Origin of the sequence: Rhodococcus sp. IEGM 1381, from assembly GCF_030056795.1 — a bacterium.
In the GTDB taxonomy this organism is placed as follows: domain Bacteria; phylum Actinomycetota; class Actinomycetes; order Mycobacteriales; family Mycobacteriaceae; genus Rhodococcoides.
On sequence record NZ_JASHKQ010000009.1, the window covers coordinates 34,551 to 57,641 of the forward strand.

A 23,091-nucleotide genomic window follows, 5' to 3' on the forward strand; every position below is an offset into this window, starting at 1 on the left:
CGGCCTACTTCTTCTGGAGCGCGGGTCCGAAGACGCCCTCGGGAATGACGCCCTGGCCGACGATCGACTCACGCCACGGCGTCGCGAGCGAGACCAGCCGAGCTGCACCGTCCTCGCCGAGGGCGGCCCACGGCGCAACGGCGAGGTCGTTGGTGATGTCCTCGACCAACGTGCGGAGATCTTTACCGTCCTGAGTCAGGGCACCGTCGGACGAAAGCAGCTCTCGGTCAGCCAGAGACGCGACTGCCCCGTCCCACTGCTCGGTAGACCATCCGCGACGCTTACGCGCGAACTCTTTCTCGAAGCCGTAGCCGGTGGCGGTGTGGGTGATCAGCGCTTCGAGACCGCTCAGGCCCGCTGTCTGCAGCGCCGCAATGTGACCGTCGCCGCGGTATTCGCGGATCAGAGTCAGGGCGTGCCACAGCACCAGATGCGGCGCAGTGGGCCAGTCGAGCTCGGCATACGCTGCGTACAGGGGTCGACCGTCGTCACCGGGAATTCCCCGGGCCGCGATCGATGCCAGGTCGGCAGCCTCGGCCATGTCCGCGGACGTCAGAACCTCGGGGCCGAGCAGTCGGCCGAAGGCAGCGTCGAGAGTCTCGTACCGGATGGCCATGATCTCGTCGGGTGACGCGATGTCCCAGGCGGCCGGAACGAGCGGTGCCACCAGTTCACGGTTGAAGTTGTAAAACGTAGCGGTGACGACACCTGCGCCGACCCGTCCCAGGGGTGCTGCCCGGCCCGCGAAATAGCAGGCCCGCGGAGGCAACCCCGCCGCGACCAGAGCATCCTGTGTCTCCGGAAGGAAATAGGTCATCGAGTGAATCAGTTCGAGCGCGCGAGAGGTGCGGCCGGCGGTCGTTGCGTCCATCGCTGAACCGTATCGCGTCTCCAGCCTGCCTATTTGAGCCCGGCCGCATCCATCCCGCGCAGTTCCTTCTTCAGATCTTGAATCTCGTCTCGCAGCCGTCCCGCGAGCTCGAACTTCAACTCGCGCGCAGCGTTCATCATCTGGTCGGTCATGTTCTTGATCAGATCGGCCAGCTCTGCGCGCGGCATCGACGAGACGTCCTGCCCCTCGTAGACTCCGGAGCTGACCGACCGGCCCGCTTCGCCCTGAGCACGTCGACCCCGGCTGGCGTTGCGACCGGAACCACCGATCTCGACGACGTTGTCGGTGTCTTCTGCTTCCTGATACACCTGGTCGAGGATGTCGGCGATCTTTTTGCGCAGCGGCTGCGGATCGACGCCCCGCTCCTTGTTGTACGCGATCTGCTTCTCACGCCGTCGATCGGTTTCCTCGATCGCGTAGGTCATCGAGTCGGTCATCTTGTCGGCATACATATGCACTTCGCCGGACACGTTTCGCGCGGCACGACCGATGGTCTGGATCAAGCTGGTGCCACTGCGGAGGAAGCCTTCCTTGTCGGCGTCGAGAATCGCCACGAGCGATACTTCCGGAAGGTCGAGGCCCTCACGGAGCAAGTTGATGCCCACCAACACGTCGTATTCGCCCAGTCGAAGTTGTCGGAGCAGCTCGACGCGGCGCAGCGTGTCGATATCGGAATGCAGATAACGCACGCGAATGCCCAGTTCGAGAAGGTAATCGGTCAGATCTTCCGACATCTTCTTGGTCAGAGTGGTCACGAGCACACGCTCGTCCTTCTCCGCGCGCTCCCGGATCTGGTGCACCAAGTCGTCGATCTGCCCCTTGGTCGGCTTGATCACGACCTGAGGGTCGACGAGTCCGGTGGGCCGAATGACCTGCTCGACGAACTCTCCACCGGTCTGGCCCAGCTCGTATTTTCCTGGAGTCGCGGAGAGGTAGACCGTCTGGCCGATCCGCTGCGTGAACTCTTCCCACGTCAGCGGACGGTTGTCGGTCGCGGACGGCAGACGAAACCCGAAATCGACGAGGTTCCGCTTACGCGACATGTCACCCTCGTACATCGCCCCGATCTGCGGCACGGTCACGTGCGACTCGTCGATGACCATGAGAAAGTCCTCGGGAAAGTAGTCGATCAGGGTGGCGGGCGCGGTGCCGGCACCACGGCCGTCGATGTGTCGTGAGTAGTTCTCGATACCCGAACAGAACCCGACCTGCTTGATCATCTCCAGGTCGTACTGCGTCCGCATGCGCAACCGCTGTGCCTCCAGCAACTTGCCCTTGCCTTCGAGCTCGGCCAGACGTCCTTCGAGCTCGGCCTCGATGTCCTTGACCGCTCGTTCCATCCGCTCCGGACCGGCCACGTAGTGCGTGGCGGGAAAGATACGAACCGAGTCGACCTTGCGGACGATGTCCCCGGTCAGCGGATGCAGGTAGTACAGGGCCTCGATTTCGTCACCGAAGAACTCGATACGGATCGCCAGCTCCTCGTACGAGGGGATGATCTCGACGGTATCGCCGCGAACCCGGAACGATCCGCGGGTGAACGCCATGTCGTTGCGGGTGTACTGCACGTCCACCAGCAGCCTGAGCAGTGCATCACGCTGAACCTCGACGTTGACCTCCAGCTCGATCGACCGGTCGACATACGACTGCGGAGTGCCGAGGCCGTAGATGCACGACACCGAGGCCACCACCACCACGTCCCGTCGCGAGAGCAGAGATGCCGTCGCGGAGTGCCGAAGGCGTTCGACGTCGTCGTTGACGGACGAGTCCTTCTCGATATAGGTGTCGGTCTGCGCGATGTACGCCTCGGGCTGGTAGTAGTCGTAGTACGACACGAAGTACTCGACTGCGTTGTTGGGCAACATGTCTCGCAGCTCGTTCGCCAACTGCGCCGCCAGAGTCTTGTTCGGTGCCATCACCAGGGTGGGGCGCTGCAACTTCTCGATGAGCCAGGCGGTGGTGGCCGATTTACCGGTACCCGTGGCACCGAGAAGCACGATGTCCTTCTCGTCCGCCTTGATCCGCCGTTCGAGCTCGGCGATAGCCGACGGCTGATCACCGGCCGGGGTATGTTCGCTGACGACCTCGAACGCCGGCCCAGTGCGCTCGATCGCGCCCACCGGACGGTGTTCGGAGTGCGCGACAACGGGATGTTCGGATGCAAACGCCATTACACAAGCGTAGACGCGACCACCGACAAGTTCCGTCGGACAGACCCCGAAGGTGCGTTCCCGGTAGCTTCTACAGACATGGTCGCTCACACGTCAGCCGGTGCGCACACCGTCGTACATGCCCCCAAGCACGAGACGTTCGACCTCGTTGCCAAGACGAACGTGGATCCCAAAGGTTTCGTACGCGTGGTCGACGAATATCGCGTCGAGCCGTGGGGGCTCTACATGGCCCGACCGTCGGACCATGCCCACTTCGACTACCTCGAGTCCTGGCTACTGCCGGCTCTCGGGCTCCGCGCCTCGGTGTTCCATTACCTGCCGGCACACGCGAGGGACCAGGACTACTACGTCGACATCGGCGAGTACACGGCCGGGACCACCCGATGGACTTCCGTCGACCACTACCTGGACCTCAGTGTCCGGACCGGCCGCGACTACGACCTCCTGGACGTCGACGAGCTGTTCGACGCACGAGTAGCGCAACATCTGGACACCCCGACGGCCGAGCGTGCGCTGTCCAGGTCGATCGCGGCCATCGAAGGACTGACGCGGCACGATTACGACCTGAACGCGTGGCTCGCGTCCGTGGGGATGCCGACGGAGTGGAACGGCAAACCGGCCTGATGCGCGCAGCTTTGCGTCAGGCAGTCCAGTTCGTCTCCTCTGCCCATTGCCACGCCCGCCGATACGCCACGTCGAACCAAGGTGCCTTGGCGTTCACGTAGGCGTCGATCGCCGGTTGGTAGTCGACGATTCCGGCAGCGGCCTCGGCGGCCCGTCGCTTGATCGCGGCGTACTCCGTTGCGACCCCTGCGTCCGCTCGGAGCCAGTCGCGGAACAACAGGGCGAACTTCTGGTTCGGCCAACCGTCGACCCGAATGTGCACGTTGGCCGGTCGACCGGGGTCCGCGTTGCCGTGAAAACGCTTGCCCCACACCGCAGGATCTGCCTCACCGCCCATTCCGTATGCAGGCTTGGGTTCGTCGAAATTACTGGTCTCGACTCCGGGGAACCCGGCAAGACGTAACCGATCACCCACAGCATCCGCGTCGTCGAGCGAACGCACCGTGATTTGAATGTCGATGACGTCCTTGGCGTCCAGACCGGGCACCGCGGTAGATCCCACGTGGTCGATTCGGACGGCGTCGTCCGCACACGCGAGAGCCATGCGGCCGATGATCCGGCGGGCCTGCAACTCCCATGCCGGGTCTGCCGTCACCTGTTCCGGATGCGTGCGGGCGACGATGCCCTCTCTGATGTTGCGCTCGAAGGGAATCAGGCGCTCGTTCCACAGGAGCCGAACCTGCTCGTCGACGCTTCCCGGCGCACCGGTGTTGTCGATCCATACGTCTGCTGCGGCTCGGCGGGCGTCATCGGTTGCCTGCGCGGCAATTCGCGCGCGGGCGTCGGCCTCGGGCATGTTTCGTGGGCCGGTGAGTCGGCGTACTCGTTCTTCGGCATCGACCCAGACGACCACGACAAGGTGGAAGAACGGACCCATCGAGCCTTCGACGAGCAGCGGAATATCTTGCACCACAATGGCATCCGAGGCCGCACCGTCGATGATTTCGGCAGTACGCTTGCCGACCAACGGGTGGACGATGCCGTTGAGCTTCTTGCGGGATTCCTCGTTCCCGAACGCCACGGCCGCCAACGCCGGACGGTCCAACGAACCGTCCGGTGCGAGAATGTCGGCCCCGAACGTATCCGTCAGTTGTTGCAGGCCAAGCGTTCCCGGCTCCACGACTTCACGGGCGAGCACATCGGAGTCGACGAGAACTCCACCCAGCTCGGTCAGCACCTTGGCAACGGTCGATTTTCCGGCACCTATTCCACCGGTCAGTCCAAGTCTCAGCATGCACCCAGTCTGACACTCGAACACGCCGAAGCACACCAGCCCCAAATGCACCGGTTTCGGAGGTCTGTCGGTTATCTTCGACGAGCGCTACCTCGATGTGCCGACCCACAGCTATTGAAAAGGACACCCATGCGAAGCAATCAGATCCAACCGGGTCGGCACCGCCTTGGCATGGATGCAGGCGTACATTGCGTTCTCATTCCGGAAGTTGCCTCGGCGTTGGCCGACCACCGGCGTAACTGGTTCACCAACCTCCTGACCCCCGCCCGCCACAGCTTCGCCAGCATGCGCAAGCGCACGGAGAGCGTCGGTCAGTGGAGTCCAGCCACCGCCGCGTAGTTCGCACTTCCCCCTCACACATGGGCCCGGTTCATCGGAACCGGGTCCATTGTCGTATCGCCAGCTGAGCATGTCCGCTCGACTGCTTCGAACGAAAAAGCCCCGGTTCTCACGAAGAGAACCGGGGCTGCGGTCACACCCTCACGGGTGGACAACTTCTATCAGGCGTTGCCCGACAACTTCTCGCGAAGTGCAGCAAGCTGCGCATCGCTGGCCAGCGATCCACCGGTCGAGGCCGGAGCCGACGCTGCGGGAGCATCGCCTTCTGCATCGGCGGGGGCCTGACCCGACTCGGAGGAGTAGTTGGTGTTTGCGGCTTCGGCAGCTTCGTCCTTGGCCGTCTTCTCCATCTGAGCGGTGTGCATCTTGTGGCGACGCTCGGCCTCGGCGTAGCGACCTTCCCACTCTTCACGCTGCTTCTCGTAGCCTTCGAGCCATTCGTTGGTCTCGGAGTCGAAGCCCTCGGGGAAGATGTAGTTGCCACCCTCGTCGTACGAGTCGGCCATGCCGTACTTGGACGGATCGAACTCTTCTGCGTAGTCCTCGTTGGCCTGCTTGAGGCTCAACGAAATCCGGCGACGCTCGAGATCGATGTCGATGACCTTGACGAGTGCGTCGTCGCCGACACCCACGACCTGGTCCGGAACCTCCACGTGGCGCTCGGCCAGCTCGGAGATGTGCACGAGGCCCTCGATGCCCTCTTCGACGCGCACGAATGCACCGAAGGGAACCAGCTTGGTGACCTTGCCGGGCACGATCTGGCCGATCGCGTGGGTACGAGCGAACTGGCGCCACGGATCTTCTTGAGTTGCCTTGAGCGACAGAGAAACACGCTCGCGGTCCAGGTCGACATCGAGAACCTCGACGGTGACCTCGGTGCCGACCTCGACAACCTCGGACGGGTGATCGATGTGCTTCCAGGACAGCTCGGAGACGTGCACGAGGCCGTCGACGCCACCCAGGTCCACGAAGGCACCGAAGTTGACGATGGAGGACACGACGCCCTTGCGGACCTGGCCCTTCTGGAGCTGGTGCAGGAACTCGCTGCGGACCTCGGACTGGGTCTGCTCGAGCCATGCGCGGCGCGACAGGACCACGTTGTTGCGGTTCTTGTCGAGCTCGATGATCTTGGCCTCGATCTCCTTGCCGACGTACGGCTGGAGGTCGCGGACGCGACGCATCTCGACGAGCGAGGCAGGCAGGAAGCCGCGGAGACCGATGTCCAGGATGAGTCCACCCTTGACGACCTCGATGACGGTGCCCTTGACGGCCTCGTCCTTCTCCTTGAGCTCCTCGATCGTGCCCCAAGCGCGCTCGTACTGAGCTCGCTTCTTGGACAGGATCAGGCGGCCTTCCTTGTCCTCCTTGGTGAGGACGAGTGCTTCGATCTCATCTCCCACGGAGACGACCTCGTTGGGGTCGACGTCGTGCTTGATGGAGAGCTCGCGAGAAGGGATGACGCCTTCGGTCTTGTAACCGATGTCGAGTAGAACCTCGTCGCGATCGACCTTGACGATGGTGCCTTCGACGATGTCACCATCGTTGAAGTACTTGATCGTCGCGTCGATGGCTGCGAGAAAATCCTCTGCGGAGCCGATATCGTTTACGGCCACCTGCGGTGAGGTTGTGGTTGAGGGCATGTGTTGAGTTGCTCCGGACGGGTTGGGTATCGGTTGATGGATGTTCGGTCGGACTTGTAGAGCATGTGCAGCACGAGTGTCTACGACGAAATTGCTGCCGACTCCGCGAACGCCGAGGACGGGCGGACCCGACCTGAGCGCAGCATGAGCACACTCGCGGTGATCAGGGTACGCGATGCCGCAGTACCAGCACAAACCCGGTTAGAGTCGGCGGGTGAGCGATCTTCCTGTGCCGTCGTCCACTCCCGGCCGCGGCCGTGTCGATTCGGCCACGAGCGACCGCGCCAGCAGACTCTGGTGGGACTCCGACGCCGACAACTACCACCGTACGCACGGCGCGTTTCTCGGTGTGTCGACCGACACCGGCGAATTCGTCTGGTGCCCCGAGGGACTGCACGAGGGCGATGTGCACCTGTTGGGCGACGTCGCAGACAAGGACGTCCTCGAAGTGGGATGCGGCAGTGCACCGTGTGCCCGCTGGCTCGGCGCTCAGGGCGCCCGCGCGATCGGTCTCGACATCTCGATGGGCATGTTGCAACGAGGCGTCGATGCCATGACTGCGGGCGGGTCGACAGTTCCGCTGGTGCAGGCCAGTGCCGAGTCCCTGCCGTTCGCCGACGAGCGGTTCGACATTGTGTGCTCGGCCTTCGGTGCGGTTCCGTTCGTCGCGGACTCCGCCAATGTGATGAAGGAAGTGGCGCGGGTCCTGCGGCCGGGCGGCATCTGGGTGTTCGCCGTCAATCACCCGATGCGCTGGGTGTTCCCCGACGATCCAGGGGTCGCCGGGCTGACTGCGACGATTCCGTACTTCGACCGGACCCCATACGTCGAATACGACGCGCACGGAGTCCCGAACTACGTCGAGCATCACCGCACGATCGGTGACCGGGTGCGCGAACTGGTTGCCGCCGGCCTCGAGGTGCGTGACATCGTGGAGCCGGACTGGCCGGAGTGGCTGGACCGAGAGTGGGGGCAGTGGAGCCCGCTGCGTGGGCAACTCTTTCCCGGCACCGCGATCTTCAGCAGCCGAAAACCGCGCTGAGTCCGTCGTCGATCAGCGCCGGTGCACCCGCGCCTCGACGGTCTCGGTGAAGGCACTGGTCGACGCCTGCCCACCGAGGTCCGCTGTCGCTACGCCGGATTCGACGGTGTCGTCGACCGCGTGTCGGATCCGCCCGGCGGCTGCCGCGAGCCGGTCGTGTCCGTGCCGATCGGCGAGCCACTCGAGCAGCATCGCTGCCGACAGGAACAGCGCCGACGGGTTGGCGCGATTCTTGCCGGCGATGTCCGGGGCGGAACCGTGTGACGCCTGCGCCATGGCCTGTGATTGCGAGGAATTGATCGACGGGGCGGTACCGAGCGAGCCGGACAGCTCTCCCGTGAGATCCGACAGGATGTCGCCGAACATGTTCTCGGCCACGATGACGTCGTAGTTCTCACCGCGTCGAACCAGGTGTGCGGCCAGCGCGTCGACGTGTTCCTCGGTGACCTCGACGTGCGGAAACTGCTCGCCCACGGCGCGGCACGCATCGCGGAACAATCCCGTCGTCATCGACAGCACGTTGGTCTTGTGGACGATGGTGAGCTTGCGGCGGCGTCTGTCTGCCAGCAAGAACGCCTCACGCGCAATGCGTTCGCATGCCCGGCGGGTGAACACCCCGACCGCGAGTGCCACATCGGGAGTAGGCATGAATTCTCCGCTGCCGACGAACATGTTGCGATCGGCATAGAACCCCTCGGTGTTCTCCCGCACCACAATCAAGTCCATGTTCGGCGACATCGCTCGCACGCCGGCAAGGGCTTTCGCAGGCCTGATGTTGGCGAACAGGTCGAAATCCTTCCGAATCCGCCCGCCTGGGGTCAGCTGCGAACGAAACGGCTCCGGATACGAGGCACTGTCGTGTGGCCCCAGAATCCAACACTCGAGCTCGCCCAGTGCGTGCAGCGTGCTCTCGGGTATCGGCGTGCCGTACTCGTCGATGGCACCGCGACCGAGCGGGAGGTGCACCCACTCGACCGCCGATCCCCCCACCGCCGCGAGTGCTGCGTCGACCACTCGAATCGTGGCGGGCACGATCTCGTGACCGATCCCGTCGCCGGTCATGGCCCCGATCCGTAGCGTCGTTGTATTCCGGCCGTCCGTCTGCGACATCATGGCCTCCATGGTGCAGTCCGCAGAACTTCTACTCGACTCCGGCCTCGATGCTGCGGTTCGCCGCGAGTGGGCGGCGCTGTCGGATGCCGGCCTCCCGAGCCAGAACCGGCACCGCGGCGAATCGAACCGACCGCACATCACCGTCGCGGTGGCAGCGTCCATGCCCGTCGCGGTGGACGACGGCGCAGCCGTTCGCTTCGATCCGTTCGATGTGCTCCTCGGTGGCCTCGTCGTGTTCGGTGGTCGCACGATCACCCTGGCACGCCTGGTCGTTCCGACCAGCGAGTTGCTCGATCTGCACGCCCGGATGCACGAGGCCGTAGGCGAAGATTCGCTCGATCACCTCGACCTGGGCCGATGGACACCGCACGTGACACTGGCCCGGCGATTGACATCCGAGGAAGCGGGATCCGCCGTACGACTGCTCTCGACGAGCATCGAGGACCTGGTGGGCTCTGCCGTGGCCCTTCGTCGATGGGACGGCGAGGCCAAGCGCGAGTGGCGAATCGGCTGACCGCAACGTCAGAAAGTGAAGTCGCCGAACTGTGTCACCTCCGCGTGGGTGTCGGGAGCGAAGCCAGCGACCACCAGGGCATCGATGGCCAGGAACGACAGCACAACTACCAATACAAGTGTCATGCTCCTAGCGTCCTGCCTGCGGAGAGTCCCCACGAGTGGCAGTAATGCCACATATACTCGAATTCCTGCCATACTGGTTCACATGCTGAAACGAGTGGTCGTTGCGCTGATGCCGTTGACCGAACAGTTCGAGCTCGGCGTCGCATGCGAGGTGTTCGGATTCGACCGCTCGGACGAGGGCCTTCCCACCTACGACTTCTCCCTGATCGCCGGTGTCCCCCAACCGATCCGCACCCGCGTCGGCTACACCATCGACGTGCCGCACGATCTCGACAGTCTCGACAGCGCCGACCTGATCATCATTCCGGCCGGCGGCACCGAGGCGGCTGACGACGGCAGCTATGTGTGCGGCACCGGATACAACTCGTCCATCGAGCCCTTGCTGGCCAAACTCCGTGCGGCGGTGGACCGAGGTGCCATGGTCGCAAGCCTGTGCAACGGTGCGTTCGTGCTGGGCCAGGCAGGGCTGCTCGACAATCGGCCGTGTACGACGCATTGGCGGCATTCGGCCTCGCTGGCCGCGAAATACCCGCTGGCTCAGGTGGATCCGAACGTCCTCTACGTGGACGCAGGCAACGTACTCACCAGCGCAGGCACGGCCGCCGGAATCGACCTGTGCCTGCACATCGTGCGCAAGTACCAGGGCAGCGTCGTGGCCAACGGAATCGCCCGCAGAATGGTCGTCCCGCCGCATCGCGACGGTGGCCAGGCCCAATTCGTCACCAGTCCCCTACCCGCCACGCACACCGAGACGTTGGCCCCACTGCTGGACTGGATGACCGAGAACCTCGACTCCGAACTGACGATCGGGCGACTGGCAGCACGGGTGAACATGTCGGCACGCACCTTTGCTCGTAAGTTCGCAGCCGAAACCGGAACGACGCCCGCGCGGTGGCTCAACGATCAACGCGTGCTGGCGGCGCAGCAGTTGTTGGAGAACTCCGATCTGCCGATGGATTCGATCGCCGAGGTGGTCGGCTTCGGCAATGCCGCCGCTCTCCGACAGCATTTCGTGAGATTGCGATGCACCACACCGAACTCGTACCGTCGGACGTTCCGGGCCACTCCCCAGCCCGCGTGACGACGCCTGTCCGATGCGGTCGGGATGATTCCGACGAAGGCCTGTGTTGACACACGCAAGAAGCGCAATCAATCGAAAGGGACCGCGTGGCCACTCAGACTTTGACTCAGCAGAACTTCGACGACATCGTCACCAACAACGACGTGGTGTTGGTCGATTTCTGGGCCTCCTGGTGCGGCCCCTGCCGCCAGTTCGCTCCGACGTTCGAGAAGTCGTCGGACGCACACCCCGACGTGGTGCACGCCAAGGTCGACACCGAAGCCGAGCAGGGACTTGCTGCAGCAGCGCAGATCCAGTCGATCCCGACGATCATGGCGTTCCGCGAGGGAATTCTCGTCTACGCACAGCCCGGTGCATTGCCTGCACCGGCGCTCGAAGACCTTGTCGGACAGATCAAGGCACTCGACATGGACGTCGTGCGCCAGCAGATTGCCGAGCAGGCTCCCGCAGCGGAGTAGCTCGTCACACAGCACGACGCGAAGGGCCGCTCGCCGGGTTCGGTGAGCGGCCCTTCGCGGTGCCACGGGTCGAATCAGTGAGCTGCGGCATCCCAGCTTCGACCGGTACCGACCGACACCTCCAGGGGCACCGACAATTCGATCGCCGCCGACATCTTGTTCCGCACCAGCGCTTCGACTTCCTCGCGCTCGGAGGCGACGACCTCGAGCACCAGTTCGTCGTGCACCTGCAACAACATGCGCGACTTCAGAGTCGACTCGGCGAGTGAGTGGTGCACATCGATCATCGCGACCTTGATGATGTCGGCGGCGGTGCCCTGAATGGGGGCGTTGAGTGCGGCGCGCTCGGCTACCTCGCGCCGCTGACGGTTGTCACTGTTGAGATCCGGCAGGTACCGGCGCCTGCCGTACAGCGTCGAGGTGTACCCCACCTTGCGCGCTTCCTCGACGGCGTTGCGCAGGTAGTCGCGGACGCCACCGAATCGCGCGAAGTACGCCTCCATCTGCTGCTTCGCCTCCTCGGTGGAGATCTTGAGCTGCGCGGCGAGGCCGAATGCGCTGAGCCCGTAGGCCAATCCGTACGACATCGCCTTCACTCGACGACGCAGTTCGGGGGTGACCTCCTCGATCGGCACCCCGAATGCGCGGGAACCGACAAAGCTGTGGAGGTCCTCACCGGTGTTGAAGGCCTCGATCAGACCCTCGTCACCGGACACGTGCGCCATGATGCGCATCTCGATCTGGCTGTAGTCGGCGGTGAGCAACGAGTCGTAGCCGGCACCGACAACGAAACCGTCTCGGATGTGCCGTCCCGCCTCGTTGCGCACCGGAATGTTCTGCAAATTCGGTTCGGTGGACGACAGTCGCCCGGTGGCCGCAACGGTCTGGTTGAACGTGGTGTGAATACGACCGTCGTCGGCGACGGATTTGAGCAGGCCGTCGACCGTCACCTTCATGCGTGTCGCGTCCCGGTGATCGAGCAGGAACTTCAGGAAGGGATGCTCGGTCTTCTCGAACAACCCCTGCAGCGCATCGGCATCGGTGGTGTAACCGGTCTTGGTCTTCTTGGTCTTGGGCATGTCGAGTTCCTCGAACAGCACCACCTGCAACTGCTTCGGTGACCCCAGGTTGATCTGCTTGTCGATCACGCCGTACGCGGAGTTCGCGGCCTCGTCGACCTGCGCGGCGAAACCGGACTGCAGCGAGCGAAGGTGGTCACTGTCGACAGCGATGCCGGTCGCTTCGACATCGGCCAAGACCGTCAGCAACGGCAACTCCATCTCGGAGAGCAACGTGGTCGATTCGATGGCAGCCAGTTCGGCGTCCAGGGCCTCGGCCAGGTCGATGACGGCCCGTGCCTTGAGAATCTCGCCCTCGGCGAATACAGCATCAGCGGTGTCCTCGGTATCGAGCAACGACAACTGGCCTTCACCGGCATCCTCGACGCGGAGCTCTCGCTTGAGGTAGCGCAGCGACAGGTCATCCAGATTGAACGAACGCTGACCCGGCCGCACGAGATACGCGGCCAGCGCAGTGTCGGTGGTCAAACCTGCGAGAGTCCAACCCCGCCCGCGCACCGCGTGCAACGCCCACTTGGCCTCGTGCAGAGCCTTGGGTTGCGCCGAATCTGCAAGCCAGGCAGCGAGTGCGCGCTCATCGGATTCGTCGAGGGCCGTCGTCATGACGAACGCACCTTCACCGTCGGCCGCAGCGATCGCCACCGAGGTTGCATCGCTGTCGAAGGGCCTGCGTGGTCCCAGGACGGAGAGACCACTACGTCGACCGTCCGACGCGTGTTCTTCCAACCACGCGGCCAACTCACCCGGGGCGACGATTCCACCGCGGACGTCGAAGCCTTCCTCGGCTTCGGGCTCGACCGACGCGAGAGTCTCGAACAGTCGGTCCCTCAAAATACGGAATTCGAGATCGTCGAACAGCGCGTGGATCTTCTCGCGGTCCCACGGAGCCAGTTCGAGCTGATCGGGGGTGTACGGCAACGGCACATCGCGAACCATCTCGGTGAGCTCGCGGTTGAGCACCACACTCGACAGGTTGGCGCGCAGTGCATCTCCCACCTTGCCCTTGACCTTGTCCACGTTGTCGACAAGAGCGGTGAGCGAACCGTATTCGACGATCCACTTGGTCGCCGTCTTCTCCCCGACCCCGGGAATGCCGGGAAGGTTGTCACTCGGGTCTCCGCGAAGGGCTGCGAAATCCGGATACTGAGACGGCGTCAGCCCATATTTACCGGCGACCTCCTCGGGGGTGAACCTGGTGAGATCCGAGACACCCTTGCGCGGGTACAACACCGTCACGTTGTCGGTGACCAACTGCAGAGCGTCTCGGTCACCGGTGACCACGAGCACGCGATAGCCGAGCGCCTCTGCCTGCGTCACCAAGGTGGCAATGATGTCGTCCGCCTCGAATCCGGCCTCCGCCATCACGGGAATACCCATGGCCCCGAGAACATCCTTGGTGATGTCGACCTGGCCGGCGAACTCGTCGGGAGTCTTGCTCCGGTTGGCCTTGTATTCAGGGAACCGCTCGGCGCGGAAGGTCTGCCGCGAGACGTCGAAGGCCGCGGCGATGTGCGTCGGCTTCTCGTCCCTGAGCAGATTGATCAACATCGAGGTGAACCCGTACACGGCATTGGTGCACTGCCCGCTCGTGGTCTTGAAGTTGTCCGCAGGCAGCGCGAAGAAGGCACGGAACGCCATGGAGTGACCGTCGATCAGGAGCAACGTGGGACGCTCCCCACCCGCCCTCGCGTCGGTTCCGGCCGCGGGCGCTGCACTTTTCTCGGTTACTGGGCTCACGGTTGACCAGTCTAGGTAGCGGGTCCGACAACCCGTAGTCGGATGCTCGCTCCGCGACGCGAACGCCCTCACGACGCGCGTCGCGGGCCGCGAAACACAACCGATACTTTCCGGAAATCTCAGTCGCCGATTTTGCGTCGTTTCAACGGATAGAGTCCGACAATTGCAGTAAATCCCCAACCCGTGACTCAACGACAACCGTCCGGAGGACGTGCGTGGCTCCAAATGTTCGATGGACCAGAAAGGTGCAACCGCCGAGGTTGCGCGCAAGATCTGCCGTTCGGCTCCTTCAGCGAACACTCCTACTCGCCGTTCTGAGTTCGATTGCCGCGCTGCTGTTCGGTGCGCCGGCATTGGCCCAGGAACCTACCCCCACTCCCCCGGCCTCTCCGGGGACCAGTGTCGAACAAGCACCGCCCGCAGACGCAGTCAGCGTCGCGGGATCTCTCAACAACGGCGGCGAGCGCCTCGTCGGCGTCGATGTCGCAGCGCTCGACGCGAGCGGCACCGAAGTAGCCCGCACCACCAGCGAAACCGGTGGCCGGTGGACTCTCGAATTGTCCCCAGGGACATACACATTCCAGGTAGTGCAGGAAACGCTTCCCGACGGGGTGAGCGTCCAGGCAGAAGTCCAGCGCGACGTTCAGGCCGGGCGTTCCAACACCGTCATCTTCTCGTTCGGTGAAGCCAGAACTGCCACCAGCATTCCATTTTACGAGAAGTTCGTCCGCACCACAGTCGACGGTTTCCGTTTCGGCCTGGTCATCGCACTGGCGGCGGTAGGGCTGAGCCTGATCTTCGGCACCACCGGCCTCACCAACTTCGCGCACGGCGAACTCGTCACCCTCGGTGCCGTCGCGGCGTGGTTCTTCAACGTGAGCCTCGGAATACAACTGATTCCGGCCACGGTGCTGGCAATCATCGTCGGAGTCGCGATCGGATGGCTCAACAATGCCTTGATCTGGCGACCACTGCGCAAGCGTCGCACCGGCCTGATCGCACAGCTCGTGGTGACGATCGGTCTTGCGATCGCATTGCGCTACCTCATCCTGATCTTCTTCTCGGATCGCTCCGAGCCCTTCGACGACTACCAGGCCCAGACCGAGAACAACTGGGGCCCGCTGTCGATCACGAACGTCAATCTGGCGTGCATCATCATCAGCGTCGTCGTCCTGGTCGGCGTTGCACTGATGTTGCAGCGCACCAAGATCGGTAAGGCCATGCGAGCGGTGGCCGACAACCGTGACCTCGCCGCATCCTCGGGCATCAACGTCGAGCGCGTGGTCACGTTCGTCTGGTGCCTCGGTGGCGGCCTGGCCGCACTCGGTGGCGTGCTGTTCGGGTTATCCGAACTCGGCGGACGCGTCCAGTGGGAGATGGGATTCAAGCTCCTACTGCTGATGTTCGCCGGAATCACGCTCGGTGGACTGGGGACGGCCTACGGCGCGTTCCTCGGTTGCGTCATCGTGGGTCTGCTCGTGCAGTGGTCGACACTGGTCATCAATCCCGATCTCAAATACATCGGAGGGTTGCTCGTCTTGATTCTCATCCTCGTCGTCCGCCCACAGGGCATCCTCGGCTCGCGACAAAGGATCGGGTGACCACCACATGGATATCATCGGCGCACTTCAGATCTCACTCGCTCAGCTGGTCGGCCCGTCGGCCATCTTCTACGCTCTGCTCGCCATCGGCCTGAACCTGCACTTCGGTTACGCCGGGCTGCTCAACTTCGGCCAGATCGGCTTCGCGCTTCTCGGCGGCTACGGCGTCGGCATCACCACGATCACCTACGAGCAGCCGCTGTGGCTCGGCATTCTGGTCGGTCTCGCCGCGGCAGGGTTGCTTGCTCTGGTTCTCGGTATTCCGACTCTGCGACTGCGAGCCGACTATCTCGCGATCGTCACCATCGCGGCATCGGAAATTCTGCGATTGGTGTTCCGTTCGACCGCAACGGATTCGGTGACCAAGTCCACCAACGGCATCACCGGCTTCGCCGGCCCGTTCACCAGCATGAGTCCGTTCGAGGGCGGCAAGTCGTACAGCTTCCTCGGCGTTCGCTTCCTGGGTAACGACCTGTGGGCCATGCTCGTCGGCTGGACACTGGTGCTGCTGCTGTGTGGAGTGATCTACCTCCTGACTCACAGCCCATGGGGACGCGTCCTCAAGGCCGTCCGTGAGGACGAGGACGCGGCCCGCTCACTGGGCAAGAACGTCTTCGTCTACAAGATGCAGGCACTGGTTCTCGGCGGCGTCATCGGCGGTATGGGTGGTGTGTTCAACGCACTGCAGACCCAGTCCATCAACCCCGATTTCTACTCGACCGCACAGACGTTCTTCGCCTTCGGCGCGCTGATTCTCGGTGGGGCGGCAACAGTGTTCGGCCCGGTACTGGGCGCAATGCTGTTCTGGTTCCTGCTGTCCATTCCCGATGCGATTCTGCGGCAATTGATCTCCGGCGACGACCCGGTGCTCAACCTCACCGGCGCCCAGGTCGGCGCCACGCGATTCGTGCTCCTGGGAATCCTGATCGCCGTGTTGATGGTGTTCAGACCTCAGGGCATTCTCGGCAACAAGCGAGAGGTTCAACTCAATGCCTGACCTGAGCAAGGATGCTGCTGCAACGGCCGCACCGAGCAAAAAAGCAAGCACACTCGAATCACGCGCTGCCCAAGCGCTGTCGAGCGATCAACGCGCGTCGCTGTTCGCCGGTGTGCCCAACGAACCCGGCGCACCGAAACCAGACGCCACCATGGTGGTCGACGGAGTCTCGCGGACCTTCGGCGGCCTCAAAGCCGTCGACGTGGCGCACCTCGAAATTCAACGCGGCTGCATCACCGGCCTCATCGGGCCCAACGGTGCAGGCAAGACCACGCTGTTCAACCTGCTCACCGGATTCGATCGCCCCGACACCGGGACCTGGTCGATGGATGGCCAGGAGCTGGGCCGGATGCACCCGCACCAGGTGGCCCGCAAGGGTGTGGTGCGCACGTTCCAGTTGACCAAAGCACTGTCGAAACTGACTGTGCTGGACAATGTTCGGTTGGGCGCGACAGGTCAACGCGGCGAGCGCATGATCAACACGTTCATGCCGTGGACGTGGAAGGCCCAGGAGCGTCAGATCACCGAACGCGCCTATGAACTGCTGGGGCGCTTCAAGCTCGACGTCAAGGCCGACGATCTGGCCGGCTCACTGTCGGGCGGCCAGCGCAAACTGCTGGAGATGGCACGTGCGCTGATGACCGATCCGTCGGTGGTCATGCTCGACGAGCCGATGGCCGGGGTCAATCCCGCTCTGACGCAATCACTTCTGGGGCACATCAAGTCGCTGCGCGACGACGGTATGACCGTGGTGTTCGTCGAACACGACATGGACGTCATCCGCGACATCAGCGATTGGGTGGTGGTGATGGCTCAGGGCAGCATCATCGCCGAGTCCACGCCGGAGGAACTCTCCAACAACGGTGCTGTCGTCGACGCGTACCTCGGCAGCCACCACGATCAGGCTCTCGAGTTCGACGCCGACGGCAATCCGGTCGGGGCGACCGCCGAACTGGCGGAGGCACTGAAACAGGCCGAGAAGGAAGAACTCGAAGCGGGAGGCGATCTTTCGGACCCGGAGTTCGTCAGCCCAGTGACGCCCGACGTCGCCGAGGGCGGCTCGCACCGGGCCAAGGAGGACAACTGATGAGCGAACAGACATTGACGCCGGCGGAATTCGCCGCCACACCCGAGGAGCACGCTCGCCTGGCCGAAGGTGCACTCTTGCGCGCCGACGGATTGGTGGCCGGTTACATCCCCGGCGTCAACATCCTCAGCGAATGCAACTTCTTCCTCAACGACGGCGAGATCGTCGGCATCATCGGGCCCAACGGCGCCGGAAAGTCGACCTTGCTCAAAACGCTCTTCGGGCTCGTTGCGGTCCGCGAGGGCAGCGTGAAGCTACGCGGTGACAACATCACCTCTGCCGAGGCGCACGTACTGGTCACCAAAGGTGTCGGATACGTTCCGCAGACCCAGAACGTGTTTCCGTCGCTGACCATCGAGGAGAACCTCGAAATGGGAATCTATCTGCGTCCCAAGAAGTTCGGTGAGCGTTTCGAGTTCGTCAGCGAGTTGTTCCCCCTGCTCGGAGAACGCAAGAAGGTCAAGGCAGGCGCACTGTCCGGTGGCGAACGACAGATGGTCGCCATGGGACGCGCACTGATGATGGAGCCGTCGGTACTGCTGCTCGACGAACCGTCGGCCGGGCTGTCACCGATGTTCCAGGACGAAGTGTTCATCCGCTGCAAGAAGATCAACGCGGCGGGCGTCTCGATCATCATGGTCGAGCAGAACGCCCATCGCTGCCTCCAGATCTGCGACCGCGGCTACGTTCTCGATCAGGGCCGCAACGCGTATACCGATACCGGTCCTGCGTTGATGAACGACCCGAAGGTGATCGAGCTGTACCTCGGCACACTGGCCGGAAGCAAAGAGAAGAAGACGTAGATCTTCTTCGACGACGAAGCCCCGGTTCGACTCGATGTCGAACCGGGGCTTCGTCTTTGCACCCGCATCGACGGATACACACAACACTGGGCCCGAGTCCTGATCGAGGACTCGGGCCCAGTGCGTGTGTGGCAGTTACAGATCACTCACCGACGACGATGTATCCGTCCGTCGTCAGCGTGTTGTCCGGTCCGAAGACCAGGTTGCCGTAAGAACCCGTGGCGGGCTCACCTGCGTCACTGAAGTTCAGCGCGCCGGTGATTCCGTCGTAGTCGATATCGGTTCCGGCCTTGACGAGCGGAAGGCACTCGGCGTAGCTGGTGCACTTGGTGCCGTCCTTGGTGACGCTGTTGATGTTGGCAGCGATATCGGTGCCTGCCGTCGACTTCGCCTGCTCGGCAGCGAGTGCCGAGATGACGACTGCGTCGTAGGACTCACCGGCATAGTTGAAGTCCACCAGGGCCGGGTTCACGGCCTTGAGGCGGTCCTGGAAAGCAGTGCCGACATCCGTCAGCGGGGTGGTGCCGCGCATCGTGTCCAACAGGCCTGCTGCCACCGATTCGCCCAGGGCGTTACCCATGTTGCCGTCGACGCCGTAGACCAACGTGCCGTCGGACGGTCCGATGCCGATCTCGTGCATGCGCGTGATGATCTTCGCGGACTCCTCGAAGCCGATGATGGCGACGGCATCCGGGTTGAAGTTCTTCACGCCGTCGACCTCGGCGTTGAACGACTGTGCGTTCGGGTCGTAGATGGTCGTCTGAATCTGGTCTGCCGCGATGCCTGCCTCTTCGAGGTTGTCCGCGGTGTTCTTGGCCAGGCCCGTGCCGTACGGGTCGTTGAGAGCGAGGATGGCCACGCGCTGTGCGCCGTCCTCGGCGATCAGCTGCGAGAGTGCCTGTGCCTGCAGCACGTCGGTGGGAGCGGTACGGAAGTACTGTCCCTTGTCCGGGTAGCAGACGAACTGGTCCGAGGTGTTGGCGGGCGAGAACTCCACGACGCCTGCACTGGCGATCTTGTCGATGACCTTGAGCGAGACCGAGGACGATGCTGCACCGACGATGACGTTCGAGCCGCCGGCGAGCAGGCGGTCGACCGTGGTGTTGGCGGTATCGGTCGTCGTGTCGCCGGAGTCACCGGGGATGAGGGTGGCGGGCTGATCGAGGACGCCACCGGCACCGTTGACGTCGTTGACAGCCAACTGGACACCGGCAACCTCGGGCGGGCCGAGGAAGGCCAGGGTTCCGGTCTCGGGGAGAAGGGTTCCCACCACCAGAGGCGACGTGTCGGGGGTTGCCCCGGCAGTGGCCTGCTCGGGCGTGCAGTCGGTGGAGACGGTCGTTTCCGCGGCTGCAGTGCCGCCGCTGGCACTGGTGGTATCGGTCGAGCCGGAGTCGTCGCTCGACGAACAGCCGAACAGTGCGAGCGAGGTGACGCTCAGCACCGCAGCCGTGCGGACATAGGTCCGAATTGCCATCTAGGTTCTCCTTGAAATTGCTCGTCGTTGAAGCGCACCTGAGTTACATGTGGCTCACGTGTGGATCAGACGCTAATGCTCGGAGTCGATTCGCAAGGCCTAGAACGACGCTCGTGACCTGACTGTGACCTAGAGAGACGAAGTGTTACGTGGCCGTAGCTTTCCCGAGCCGATCAGCCCTCTGCCGCAGGCTTGTTCGCAGGAGTACCGAGTGTCTCGATCACAACTTCGGCAACAGCCTTCATCGTCGTTCTGCGATCCATCGCGGCGCGTTGAATCCACTTGAACGCCTGCGGTTCTGTGAGCGATTGCGACTCCATCAGAATGCCCTTGGCCTTCTCGATCAACTTCCGTGTCTGCAGTCGATCCTGCAGATCGGCTATCTCGGATTCGAGTGCAGAGATCTCACTGAAACGACTGGCCGCCAACTCCACCGCGGGCATCAGATCCGCTTTGGTGAACGGCTTGACCAGATACGCCATCGCTCCGGCGTCGCGTGCCTTCTCGACCAGCTCACGCTGACTGAACGCGGTGAGAATGACGACGGGGGCGATGCGTTTCTCGGCGATCTCCGACGCCGCATCTATCCCGTCTCGACGCGGCATCTTGACGTCCATGATGACCAGATCGGGACTCAGTTCGACGGCCAGGTCCACCGCCTGCTGACCGTCCGCGGCCTCCCCGACCACGTCGTAGCCCTCTTCGCGGAGCATCTCCACGAGGTCCAATCGAATCAGGGATTCGTCCTCTGCCACCACCACACGAAGCGGGGGCTTGCCAGTACCGTGCGCACCAGGAGCGTTCATCTGTATGGGTCTCCTTTGACAGTCATCGCCCATCAGGGCCGTCGAGCATCTGAAGGGTACCGGTGCGCGCCCCCGAAAGCGCATCTTCTAAACTCGTCAATCGTTGCTTGAAAGACGCCAGCCCTCGTATCCCAATTGGCAGAGGAAACGGATTCAAAACCCGTCCAGTGTGAGTTCGAGTCTCACCGAGGGCACCACAGCAACACAGGCGAGTCGCCACGACGGTAAACGCTGCCCACGATCGCGCCTACAGTGGAGTGATGTACATACCCAGCAGTCTTCGTTGCCATGACACCAGTGCGGGCAGTTTGTGCGCAGCGAAGGTCGACCATCGTTTCGGGGATTCGGCGGACCAGTCCGCTCAGTGGGTCTACTACACCTGCAGTGCGGACTCCGCTCACGAGACCGGTTACGTCGACCGCCTGGTCACTGCCTGAATCATGTTCGTAGAACGCGCCTATGTCCACGCCGACGATGTCGGATCGGACTGGCCCTTCACCGTGCCTGCAGTCGCCGACCTCGCTCGCGACGGACTCGAGTTCCTCGCACCGGTCACAATTCTGGTCGGCGACAACGGTTCCGGTAAATCGACCCTCGTCGAGGCAATCGCCGAGGGTTTCGGAATCGATGCCCGCGGCGGTCGGGCGGCGCAGCAGTCGCGTCGGCTCGACGAGGTGACCAGCGCCCTCGGCGAGGTACTCGAACTCGAGACCACGCCGCGGGGTTCTCGAATGCTTCGTGGCCCACGACTGCAGAAGCGCGGCTTCTTCCTGCGCGCCGAGACCGCGTTCGACATGGCCGAGAACCTCGGCGGCATACCGGGTTTCTGGGACGAGAACACCGCCGAGATGAGCCACGGCGAAGGGTTCCTGACCATGTTCGGTGCGATGTTGACCGAGCCCGGTTTCTACGTTCTGGACGAGCCGGAATCGCCCCTGTCGTTCACCGCGAGCCTGCAGCTCGTTGCACTGATGTCCGAGCTGGGCAACGAGGGCGCGCAGATCGTCTGCGCCACCCACTCACCGATTCTGGCGTCGACCCCCGGTGCCGACATCGTCGAAGTCGGCGAACACGGTCTACGCCGAAGTACCTGGGACGAGCTCGAATTGGTACAGCACTGGCGTCGCTACCTCGACGACCCGAACAGCTACCTTCGTCATCTGCTCGACTGACCGTCGGCCATCGACACCGCTTCTCGACGGCGCACACTTCCCGGGGAGATGCCCGTCGCGCGTTTGAACGCCTTACCGAACGCAGCCTCCGACAGATATCCACTGCGCCGGGCCAATTCGGCCAACACCACATCCTCGGATCGCAATGTCTCGTAGGCGACCTGCATCCGCCACGTTGCCAGATAGCTCATCGCAGAGTCGCCGACCAGCTCGGTGAACCGTGCCGAGAACGCCGAGCGGGACATGTTCGCCCTCGATGCCAGAGCCGCAACGGTCCACCGCTCATGAGGGTGTCGATGAATCAGCGCCAACGCCGCTCCGATCCGATCGTCCTGCAATGCGCCGAGCCAACCCGACTGCGCGCCCGGCGTGTTCGCGATCCACGACCGTAACGCGTGGATCACCAGAATGTCGGACAGCCGGGTGATCACCGCTTCTCCCCCGGGCTCGAGCACGCGCGCTTCCTCCGCGACCATGGCCAGCACGCTCTGCATCCTCGATTGCCTCGGGCCGGGATCGGCGTCGACCACCACCAGCGCGGGCAGCAGGCGAACGAGCTTCTGCGCTGCAGGATGATCCAATCGAACCGCCCCGCAGACGAGGCTCGCAACATGGCCGGCACCGCCCGCGTCGTGAGTGATCACCGCGTAGCGATCGCTGATGTACTCGTGCGGGAGGTCGTGGACGCTCGTCGCGCGAACCGACGCATCGACCCCTGCTGCGAGCACATGCCCTCGCCCGTGCGGTACCAACGCGAAATCGCCGGGCACCAGCTCCCGCGTCCGCTCGCCGGGAACCGACAGCAGGCACCGACCGTCCACCACAGTGTGAAACCACAGCGCATCCTCCATGGCGGGCAGTGCGAGACCCCAGGATCCGCTCAGCTCGGAGCGGACGTAGAACGATCCGGTCATTCGTAGAAAGTGCAGCGCTTCACCCAAGGGGTCGGACGACTTCCATGGATCCGCGCCACGCATACGCCGATCGTCTCACGAGATGGACGATCGGACATCGAATACAGCTTTTCGGGCATTGCCCATCCAGCTTTTCGGGGTCACAGTGGACTACAGAACGCCATTGGACGAAAGGAACCACCCTG

The 23,091-nt window shown here is 63.4% G+C and carries 21 protein-coding genes and 1 tRNA gene; 13 read left to right on the forward strand and 9 right to left on the reverse strand.

What is annotated here, in order from left to right:
* Positions 1–4: 4 nt before the first annotated feature.
* A complete protein-coding gene (locus QM797_RS18475; protein ID WP_283277130.1) occupies positions 5–871 on the reverse strand; it encodes an SCO6745 family protein in 867 nt (288 codons plus the stop codon).
* A 29-nt stretch (positions 872–900) separates the two neighbouring features.
* A complete protein-coding gene (gene uvrB, locus QM797_RS18480) occupies positions 901–3,063 on the reverse strand; it encodes an excinuclease ABC subunit UvrB (protein ID WP_283277131.1) in 2,163 nt (720 codons plus the stop codon).
* A 78-nt stretch (positions 3,064–3,141) separates the two neighbouring features.
* Between uvrB and QM797_RS18485 the strand changes: the two genes are divergently transcribed.
* Entirely contained in the window at positions 3,142–3,687 is a 546-nt protein-coding gene (locus QM797_RS18485) for a ribonuclease FAU-1 family protein (protein ID WP_283277132.1), read from the forward strand.
* A 16-nt stretch (positions 3,688–3,703) separates the two neighbouring features.
* On the opposite strand, the gene coaE is transcribed toward QM797_RS18485, so the two are convergent.
* The gene (coaE, locus tag QM797_RS18490; protein ID WP_283277133.1) at positions 3,704–4,921 is read right to left on the reverse strand and encodes a dephospho-CoA kinase; all 1,218 of its coding nucleotides are present in this window, start codon (positions 4,919–4,921) and stop codon (positions 3,704–3,706) included.
* A gap of 129 nt (positions 4,922–5,050) precedes the next feature.
* Between coaE and QM797_RS18495 the strand changes: the two genes are divergently transcribed.
* Positions 5,051–5,260 (forward strand): hypothetical protein, encoded by a 210-nt coding sequence (locus tag QM797_RS18495; protein WP_032378969.1) that lies wholly within the window; start codon positions 5,051–5,053, stop codon positions 5,258–5,260.
* A 161-nt stretch (positions 5,261–5,421) separates the two neighbouring features.
* Here the strand turns inward: QM797_RS18495 and rpsA are convergent, their stop codons facing one another.
* Positions 5,422–6,900, reverse strand: coding sequence for a 30S ribosomal protein S1 (rpsA, locus tag QM797_RS18500; RefSeq protein ID WP_027497255.1), 1,479 nt, complete (start codon positions 6,898–6,900; stop codon positions 5,422–5,424).
* A gap of 214 nt (positions 6,901–7,114) precedes the next feature.
* Here rpsA and QM797_RS18505 point away from each other — a divergent pair, with 214 nt between their 5' ends.
* Complete coding sequence (locus tag QM797_RS18505; RefSeq protein ID WP_283277134.1) at positions 7,115–7,942, forward strand: class I SAM-dependent methyltransferase; 828 nt, start codon at positions 7,115–7,117, stop codon at positions 7,940–7,942.
* 12 nt (positions 7,943–7,954) lie between these two features.
* Here QM797_RS18505 and QM797_RS18510 read toward each other — a convergent pair whose 3' ends face one another.
* Complete coding sequence (locus tag QM797_RS18510) at positions 7,955–9,052, reverse strand: isocitrate/isopropylmalate dehydrogenase family protein (protein ID WP_283277237.1); 1,098 nt, start codon at positions 9,050–9,052, stop codon at positions 7,955–7,957.
* A gap of 10 nt (positions 9,053–9,062) precedes the next feature.
* On the opposite strand from QM797_RS18510, the gene QM797_RS18515 reads away from it, so the two are divergent.
* From QM797_RS18515 to trxA, 3 genes are all read left to right on the forward strand, one after another.
* A complete protein-coding gene (locus QM797_RS18515) occupies positions 9,063–9,569 on the forward strand; it encodes a 2'-5' RNA ligase family protein (protein WP_283277135.1) in 507 nt (168 codons plus the stop codon).
* A 207-nt stretch (positions 9,570–9,776) separates the two neighbouring features.
* A complete protein-coding gene (locus tag QM797_RS18520) occupies positions 9,777–10,775 on the forward strand; it encodes a helix-turn-helix domain-containing protein (protein ID WP_283277136.1) in 999 nt (332 codons plus the stop codon).
* Between the two features lie 86 nt (positions 10,776–10,861).
* Positions 10,862–11,233 carry a thioredoxin gene (gene trxA, locus QM797_RS18525; protein ID WP_222095764.1) on the forward strand — a complete coding sequence of 124 codons (372 nt, stop codon included), beginning with the start codon at positions 10,862–10,864 and terminating at the stop codon, positions 11,231–11,233.
* Between the two features lie 74 nt (positions 11,234–11,307).
* Here the strand turns inward: trxA and polA are convergent, their stop codons facing one another.
* Positions 11,308–14,049 carry a DNA polymerase I gene (gene polA / locus QM797_RS18530; RefSeq protein WP_283277137.1) on the reverse strand — a complete coding sequence of 914 codons (2,742 nt, stop codon included), beginning with the start codon at positions 14,047–14,049 and terminating at the stop codon, positions 11,308–11,310.
* Between the two features lie 260 nt (positions 14,050–14,309).
* Between polA and QM797_RS18535 the strand changes: the two genes are divergently transcribed.
* Genes QM797_RS18535 through QM797_RS18550 form a run of 4 tightly spaced genes read left to right on the forward strand, consistent with a single transcriptional unit; the run spans position 14,310 to position 18,537 of the window.
* Positions 14,310–15,650, forward strand: coding sequence for a branched-chain amino acid ABC transporter permease (locus QM797_RS18535; protein WP_283277138.1), 1,341 nt, complete (start codon positions 14,310–14,312; stop codon positions 15,648–15,650).
* A gap of 7 nt (positions 15,651–15,657) precedes the next feature.
* Entirely contained in the window at positions 15,658–16,647 is a 990-nt protein-coding gene (locus QM797_RS18540; protein WP_032404006.1) for a branched-chain amino acid ABC transporter permease, read from the forward strand.
* Positions 16,640–17,734 (forward strand): ABC transporter ATP-binding protein, encoded by a 1,095-nt coding sequence (locus QM797_RS18545; RefSeq protein ID WP_283277139.1) that lies wholly within the window; start codon positions 16,640–16,642, stop codon positions 17,732–17,734. Before QM797_RS18540 ends, QM797_RS18545 begins: the two co-directional genes overlap by 8 nt.
* Entirely contained in the window at positions 17,734–18,537 is an 804-nt protein-coding gene (locus tag QM797_RS18550) for an ABC transporter ATP-binding protein (protein WP_283277140.1), read from the forward strand. Before QM797_RS18545 ends, QM797_RS18550 begins: the two co-directional genes overlap by 1 nt.
* 142 nt (positions 18,538–18,679) lie before the next feature.
* On the opposite strand, the gene QM797_RS18555 is transcribed toward QM797_RS18550, so the two are convergent.
* Both QM797_RS18555 and QM797_RS18560 read right to left on the reverse strand, forming a co-directional pair.
* The gene (locus QM797_RS18555; RefSeq protein ID WP_283277141.1) at positions 18,680–20,014 is read right to left on the reverse strand and encodes an ABC transporter substrate-binding protein; all 1,335 of its coding nucleotides are present in this window, start codon (positions 20,012–20,014) and stop codon (positions 18,680–18,682) included.
* Positions 20,015–20,187: 173 nt separating this feature from the next.
* Positions 20,188–20,820 (reverse strand): ANTAR domain-containing response regulator, encoded by a 633-nt coding sequence (locus QM797_RS18560; RefSeq protein WP_283277142.1) that lies wholly within the window; start codon positions 20,818–20,820, stop codon positions 20,188–20,190.
* A 120-nt stretch (positions 20,821–20,940) separates the two neighbouring features.
* Between QM797_RS18560 and QM797_RS18565 the strand changes: the two genes are divergently transcribed.
* The 3 genes from QM797_RS18565 to QM797_RS18575 all read left to right on the forward strand — a co-directional run bounded on the left by QM797_RS18565 (position 20,941) and on the right by QM797_RS18575 (position 21,992).
* Positions 20,941–21,017, forward strand: a tRNA-Leu gene (locus QM797_RS18565).
* A 63-nt stretch (positions 21,018–21,080) separates the two neighbouring features.
* Positions 21,081–21,257 carry a hypothetical protein gene (locus tag QM797_RS18570; RefSeq protein ID WP_283277143.1) on the forward strand — a complete coding sequence of 59 codons (177 nt, stop codon included), beginning with the start codon at positions 21,081–21,083 and terminating at the stop codon, positions 21,255–21,257.
* A 3-nt stretch (positions 21,258–21,260) separates the two neighbouring features.
* The gene (locus tag QM797_RS18575; RefSeq protein WP_283277144.1) at positions 21,261–21,992 is read left to right on the forward strand and encodes an AAA family ATPase; all 732 of its coding nucleotides are present in this window, start codon (positions 21,261–21,263) and stop codon (positions 21,990–21,992) included.
* Here QM797_RS18575 and QM797_RS18580 read toward each other — a convergent pair.
* Positions 21,977–22,969, reverse strand: coding sequence for an AraC family transcriptional regulator (locus QM797_RS18580; RefSeq protein WP_283277145.1), 993 nt, complete (start codon positions 22,967–22,969; stop codon positions 21,977–21,979). The two genes, QM797_RS18575 and QM797_RS18580, sit on opposite strands and share 16 nt — an antisense overlap.
* Positions 22,970–23,091: the final 122 nt, after the last annotated feature.

Excerpts from the sequence above, each read along its gene's own strand:
- QM797_RS18570 (WP_283277143.1), top strand. The coding sequence starts at position 21,081 with ATGTACATACCCAGCAGTCTTCGTTGCCATGACACCAGTGCGGGCAGT.
- QM797_RS18510 (WP_283277237.1), bottom strand. The coding sequence starts at position 9,052 with ATGTCGCAGACGGACGGCCGGAATACAACGACGCTACGGATCGGGGCC.
- rpsA (WP_027497255.1), bottom strand. The coding sequence starts at position 6,900 with ATGCCCTCAACCACAACCTCACCGCAGGTGGCCGTAAACGATATCGGC.
- QM797_RS18580 (WP_283277145.1), bottom strand. The coding sequence starts at position 22,969 with ATGCGTGGCGCGGATCCATGGAAGTCGTCCGACCCCTTGGGTGAAGCG.
- QM797_RS18540 (WP_032404006.1), top strand. The coding sequence starts at position 15,658 with ATGGATATCATCGGCGCACTTCAGATCTCACTCGCTCAGCTGGTCGGC.
- coaE (WP_283277133.1), bottom strand. The coding sequence starts at position 4,921 with ATGCTGAGACTTGGACTGACCGGTGGAATAGGTGCCGGAAAATCGACC.
- QM797_RS18560 (WP_283277142.1), bottom strand. The coding sequence starts at position 20,820 with ATGAACGCTCCTGGTGCGCACGGTACTGGCAAGCCCCCGCTTCGTGTG.
- QM797_RS18575 (WP_283277144.1), top strand. The coding sequence starts at position 21,261 with ATGTTCGTAGAACGCGCCTATGTCCACGCCGACGATGTCGGATCGGAC.
- QM797_RS18520 (WP_283277136.1), top strand. The coding sequence starts at position 9,777 with ATGCTGAAACGAGTGGTCGTTGCGCTGATGCCGTTGACCGAACAGTTC.
- QM797_RS18550 (WP_283277140.1), top strand. The coding sequence starts at position 17,734 with ATGAGCGAACAGACATTGACGCCGGCGGAATTCGCCGCCACACCCGAG.
- QM797_RS18515 (WP_283277135.1), top strand. The coding sequence starts at position 9,063 with ATGGTGCAGTCCGCAGAACTTCTACTCGACTCCGGCCTCGATGCTGCG.
- QM797_RS18475 (WP_283277130.1), bottom strand. The coding sequence starts at position 871 with ATGGACGCAACGACCGCCGGCCGCACCTCTCGCGCGCTCGAACTGATT.
- QM797_RS18555 (WP_283277141.1), bottom strand. The coding sequence starts at position 20,014 with ATGGCAATTCGGACCTATGTCCGCACGGCTGCGGTGCTGAGCGTCACC.
- QM797_RS18545 (WP_283277139.1), top strand. The coding sequence starts at position 16,640 with ATGCCTGACCTGAGCAAGGATGCTGCTGCAACGGCCGCACCGAGCAAA.
- QM797_RS18485 (WP_283277132.1), top strand. The coding sequence starts at position 3,142 with ATGGTCGCTCACACGTCAGCCGGTGCGCACACCGTCGTACATGCCCCC.
- uvrB (WP_283277131.1), bottom strand. The coding sequence starts at position 3,063 with ATGGCGTTTGCATCCGAACATCCCGTTGTCGCGCACTCCGAACACCGT.
- QM797_RS18495 (WP_032378969.1), top strand. The coding sequence starts at position 5,051 with ATGCGAAGCAATCAGATCCAACCGGGTCGGCACCGCCTTGGCATGGAT.